The organism is Planktosalinus sp. (assembly GCF_059864935.1).
On sequence record NZ_JCBCCK010000389.1, the window covers coordinates 1 to 4,752 of the forward strand.

The following is a 4,752-nucleotide window of genomic DNA, read 5'->3' on the forward strand; positions in this document are numbered from 1 at the left end:
ATAAATCCCCTATTTTTAATTTGAAACAAAATCGCCGGGTTGTGACACATTTTCTGAACGATTTTTTCAAGCGAAATTACTCCTCTGTGGTAATATTCGAGCATGGCTACCAATGCATGTTGCACCAGTGGCCCGCCGGAAGGTGCTTTGGTATAAACGTTCTTTTTTTCTTCAATCGTATGCGGAGCGTGGTCTGTGGCAATTACATCAATGCGGTCGTCAAGCAGGGCTTGCCAAAGGCCATCGCGGTCTTTTTCGGTTTTTACTGCCGGATTCCATTTGATAAATGTGCCTTTTTCCTGGTAATCTTTATCGGTAAACCAAAGATGGTGAATGCAGACTTCGGCAGTGATTTTCTTTTTTTCAAGCGGGAGTTTGTTGTCAAAAAGTTCGGTTTCCTTTGCGGTTGAAAGGTGAAACACGTGTAATCTTGCTCCCGTTTTCTTTGCCAAAGCAATAGCTCGGGATGAAGAAAGGTAGCAAGCTTCTTCACTTCTTATCAGGTGATGACAGTCCATAGGGATGTCTTCGCCGTATTTCTGAATATGTGCTTCGAGATTGTTTTTTATGGTTTGCTCGTCTTCACAATGTACGGCGATGAGCAAGTTGGTTTTTGAGAAAATTTCTTCTAAGGCTTTTGGGTCATCAACCAACATGTCTCCAGTTGATGAGCCTAAAAACAACTTCAATGCCGCCACTTTTTTAGGGTCAACCTTTAGGATTTCCTCCAGATTGTCGTTGGTTCCACCAAACATAAATGAATAGTTGGCCCAGGAAGTGTTTTTTGCAATTTCAAATTTTTCCTCCAGAAGTTCAATAGTTGTAGCCTGAGGTATCGTATTGGGCATTTCGATAAATGTGGTGATTCCTCCTGCTATGGCTGCTTTTGATTCGGTTTCTATGTTGGCTTTGTGAGTAAGTCCGGGCTCCCTGAAATGCACCTGATCGTCAATTAAACCCGGAAAAAGATATTTTCCCTCAGCATCGATAATTTGCGTATCAGAAGATTTTGCACTGATGGACTCTGCAATTTCAACAATTTCTTCGTTTTGAATTAAAACATCACCATTAAAAATGGTTCCTTCGTTGACAATATTGGCATTTTTAATTAGAACAGTGTTCATATATTTTTAGATCTCATAGCGATTAAACAGGCTCTTCAACTTCATTGAAAAAACTCCAAAAATGGCTTCAGAAATGATGCTTCCACTCATTTTTGATTCACCTTTGGTGCGGTCTGTAAATATTACCGGAATTTCAATTATCTTGAATTTGCTTAAATAGGCTTTAAACTTCATTTCTATTTGAAACGCATAACCCACAAATTGTATTTTATCGAGGTTGATGGTTTCCAGAACTTTTCTTTTGTAGCACACAAACCCTGCCGTAGTATCAAAAATGGGCATTCTTGTAATGAACCGGACATATTTTGAAGCCATCCATGACATCAATACCCTGTCCATAGGCCAGTTGACCACGTTGACGCCGGTAACATAACGAGAGCCGATTGCCATATCATAATCCATTTTTTCGCAGGCGTTGTACAGCCGGATTAAGTCATTGGGGTTGTGTGAAAAATCGGCATCCATTTCAAAAATAAACGCGTAGTTTTTTTGCAAAGCCCATTTGAAGCCGGCAATGTAAGCGGTTCCCAGACCGGTTTTTTCTTTTCTGAGAAGTAAATGGAGTTTTTCGGAAAATTCGGCTTGAAGTTCCTCGACCTTTTTGTGTGTTAAATCGGGTGAATTGTCATCAACAACAAGCACATCAAAATTTCGCTGCAGCGAAAAAATGTTTCTCAATATACGCTCGATGTTTTCAATCTCGTTGTAAGTTGGTATGACAACCAAGGCTTTAGACATTCCCCAAATTTTGGCAAATGTACTTAATTTTATATTGACGGCCTGTTTAAAAAATGTTATACTAAAACTTTATTTTGGAGTAAATTTGTAAACATAAATTACACGATTGGACTTAATTGAACGCTATACACTTGTGCCTGACTGGATCACTTTGCTGATTTTTAGCAGTCTAATGCTCATTTCAGTTGCAAAATGGGTACAAACGGCAAGATTTAACGACTTTGTTCAACTGGGTTTTACCAACAAATATTTTTTGCTGCATGACAAGGGGAGCAAGGTTTTTTCAACCTTTAACCTGCTTTTGCTTGTTAATCAGATTATTGTTGTTTCTGTTTTTTTGTTTTTGTTTTGGGCTCAATTAAACCTGGGATTTTCATTAAATAATCACATTGTTTTTATCCAGATAGTCGGGTTTTATACCTTGTTTATTGCGCTGAAATTTTATCTGGAAAAGATAATAGCCAACTTGTTTTCAATGGATAAGCATATTGATCGCTATCTCTATCAAAAATTATCTTACAGAAATTTGATTTCGGTATTGCTCCTTGTTATCAACCTGATTTTTCTATATGCTTTAAAACCAAACACATTGCTTTTTCTCATCGTAATTTTTGTCGTGTTGGGTTTAAATATTTTGGCATTGATCTACAGCTACAAAACTCACGAAAAGCTGATTAGGTCAAACTTTTTCTATTTTATTTTATATCTTTGCGCACTTGAAATTTCACCTTATTACATATTGTATAAAATACTGGTGTAGCGTGAGGTTTAAAATTAAATAACTGATAGGTTTATGAAAGTGAAAACAATTTTGGTTTCCCAACCAGAACCTTTAATAGAAAATTCACCTTACTTTGAGCTCATTGAAAAGCAAAAAGTAAAAATTGACTTCAGGCCTTTTATTCACGTAGAAGGAGTTTCAAGTAAAGATGTAAGAGCACAAAAAGTAGATTTAAACAACTACTCTGCCATTATCCTTACCAGTAGGAACTCCGTGGATCATTTTTTCAGAATTGCAGAAGAAATGAGATACAAAGTGCCGGATACCCTCAAGTATTTTTGTTTGTCTGAAGCCGTAGCGTTTTATCTTCAAAAATATGTGGTTTACAGAAAACGTAAGATTTACGTGGGCAAGCGCACATTTTCTGAACTTTCACCCATGATTAAAAAGTACAAGAATGAAAACTTTTTACTGCCTTGTTCAGACGCTTTAAAACCTGAAATCCCGGAAGTTTTGGATGGATTAAAAGTAAAATGGAAGCGAGCCACGTTTTACAAAACTGTCGTTAGTGACCTTTCAGACTTGAAGGATGTTTACTATGATATTCTGGTGTTTTTCAGCCCCAGCGGCATCAAGTCCCTTTTGGAAAACTTTCCTGATTTTGAACAAAATGATACCCGCATTGCCGTGTTTGGAAACACCACCGTTCAAGCTGCTGAAGAAAGCGGTTTGCGTGTAGATATTCAGGCACCCACACCTGAGACACCCTCAATGACGATGGCGCTGGAGAAGTATATTATTGAAGCTAACAAGAAAAAATAATTGGAATTTATTTGCATAAAAAAGCGGCACTTGAAAAAGTAGCCGCTTTTTGTTTTAAGGTTCTTTTGGTTTTAAAAGGTATTCAGAACGAATATTTTAATTTAAGCATGTTAATCCAGTGTGAAAATTACAGAGAAATAAGGAAAGTCAATAAAATCTTTGAAAACTTTGGAGTTCCCGAAATCTTTTCGGTTTTCAAAATTTGGTGCAGAATTGTAATAATATAGCAAATCTTTAAATATAATTGCGAATGTCCAATTCTCTGAAAAAACAAAATTTACACCAAAATCCAGATATGACTTAATATAACTATTTGATTCACTAAGTTCCTGAGGGGTGTTCAAACGAAGGTTTATATAATTGTAATTCAATCCAATTTCACTATGCAAATATATTTTTGAAATTATATTTAGAAAATTATAGCGCAATTGAGCCCCTATTTTATAATTTTCAGAAGAACTTTTATTTACTGAGTTTTTGTCAGAAAAACTTGTAAAACCAAAACCTAAATGCCCTCCAACCCATAGATTATCAATTAATGAATAATGTATTGCCGGTGTAAATTGAAGCTTTATACCATTCCCGATTTCTTGATCCAAGGGGGGTTGTTCATTGATTCGGGCAAGTTCGTCTGCTTGAAAAGTAAAGCCTGTTTTGAACTCAAGTATCCAATTTGACATGGTTGCTGATTCAATAGCTTCGGTTTGGCTAAATTGAAGCAATGGAATTACTATTAAAAGGTATGTGAGCTTTTTAAACATTAGCAAAAACAACATTAGTTTTAACTAAAATAATAAATTAAAATATAACTCAATAAAAAAAGCACGACCAATATTAATTGACCGTGCTTAGAAATTTATTTTTAAAAGCTATTATCCAATAGGTGCACCGCCTAATATCTCATTATTGGCATAAGATTCAAACTTGGCAAAATTCTCCCTAAAAGAAGCTGCCAGTTCTTTGGCCTGTACATCATAGGCTTTGGCGTTTTTCCAAGTGCTTTTTGGATTCAATACTTCGTCTGGAACGTTAGGGCAACTTGTGGGCATAGCCAAACCAAATACAGGATGGTTTTCAAAAGCCACATTTTTTAATTCGCCATTCATGGCTGCTGTGATCATGGCACGAGTGTATTTTAATTTCATTCGGCTTCCAATTCCATAAGGACCTCCGGTCCATCCCGTATTAATTAACCAAACATTGACCCCGGCATCTTTCATTTTTTTGCTAAGCATTTCGGCATATTTGGTGGGATGTAACGGCATAAACGGTGCTCCAAAACAGGCTGAGAAGTTGGGTGTAGGTTCATCCACTCCGGCTTCGGTTCCTGCTACCTTAGCTGTATAA

Annotated in this window: 6 protein-coding genes; 2 read left to right on the plus strand and 4 right to left on the minus strand. The window is 36.6% G+C overall.

Translation table 11 applies throughout. The features are described from left to right. Both AC6F75_RS12110 and AC6F75_RS12115 read right to left on the minus strand, forming a co-directional pair. Positions 1-1,124 (minus strand): dihydroorotase (locus AC6F75_RS12110; RefSeq protein ID WP_500715291.1); only part of this gene is annotated, 1,124 nt, incomplete at its 3' end. 6 nt (positions 1,125-1,130) lie between these two features. After that, entirely contained in the window at positions 1,131-1,862 is a 732-nt protein-coding gene (locus tag AC6F75_RS12115) for a glycosyltransferase (RefSeq protein WP_500715292.1), read from the minus strand. Positions 1,863-1,968: 106 nt separating this feature from the next. Between AC6F75_RS12115 and AC6F75_RS12120 the strand changes: the two genes are divergently transcribed. Together AC6F75_RS12120 and AC6F75_RS12125 are read left to right on the plus strand one after the other, a co-directional pair. Next, positions 1,969-2,622: a DUF4271 domain-containing protein gene (locus AC6F75_RS12120; RefSeq protein ID WP_500715293.1), complete on the plus strand. Its 654-nt coding sequence runs from the start codon at positions 1,969-1,971 to the stop codon at positions 2,620-2,622. Positions 2,623-2,655: 33 nt separating this feature from the next. Beyond that, positions 2,656-3,405: a uroporphyrinogen-III synthase gene (locus AC6F75_RS12125; protein WP_500715294.1), complete on the plus strand. Its 750-nt coding sequence runs from the start codon at positions 2,656-2,658 to the stop codon at positions 3,403-3,405. 110 nt (positions 3,406-3,515) lie between these two features. Here AC6F75_RS12125 and AC6F75_RS12130 read toward each other — a convergent pair whose 3' ends face one another. Together AC6F75_RS12130 and AC6F75_RS12135 are read right to left on the minus strand one after the other, a co-directional pair. Continuing rightward, positions 3,516-4,004 carry a hypothetical protein gene (locus tag AC6F75_RS12130; protein ID WP_500715296.1) on the minus strand — a complete coding sequence of 163 codons (489 nt, stop codon included), beginning with the start codon at positions 4,002-4,004 and terminating at the stop codon, positions 3,516-3,518. Between the two features lie 273 nt (positions 4,005-4,277). Then, positions 4,278-4,752, minus strand: a 475-nt coding sequence (locus AC6F75_RS12135; RefSeq protein ID WP_500715297.1) for a phosphoenolpyruvate carboxykinase (ATP), incomplete at its 5' end; no start/stop codon positions are given.

What these genes read in the sequence shown, in the direction of transcription:
- AC6F75_RS12125 (WP_500715294.1), top strand. Translation starts at nt 2,656, where the DNA reads ATGAAAGTGAAAACAATTTTGGTTTCCCAACCAGAACCTTTAATAGAA.
- AC6F75_RS12115 (WP_500715292.1), bottom strand. Translation starts at nt 1,862, where the DNA reads ATGTCTAAAGCCTTGGTTGTCATACCAACTTACAACGAGATTGAAAAC.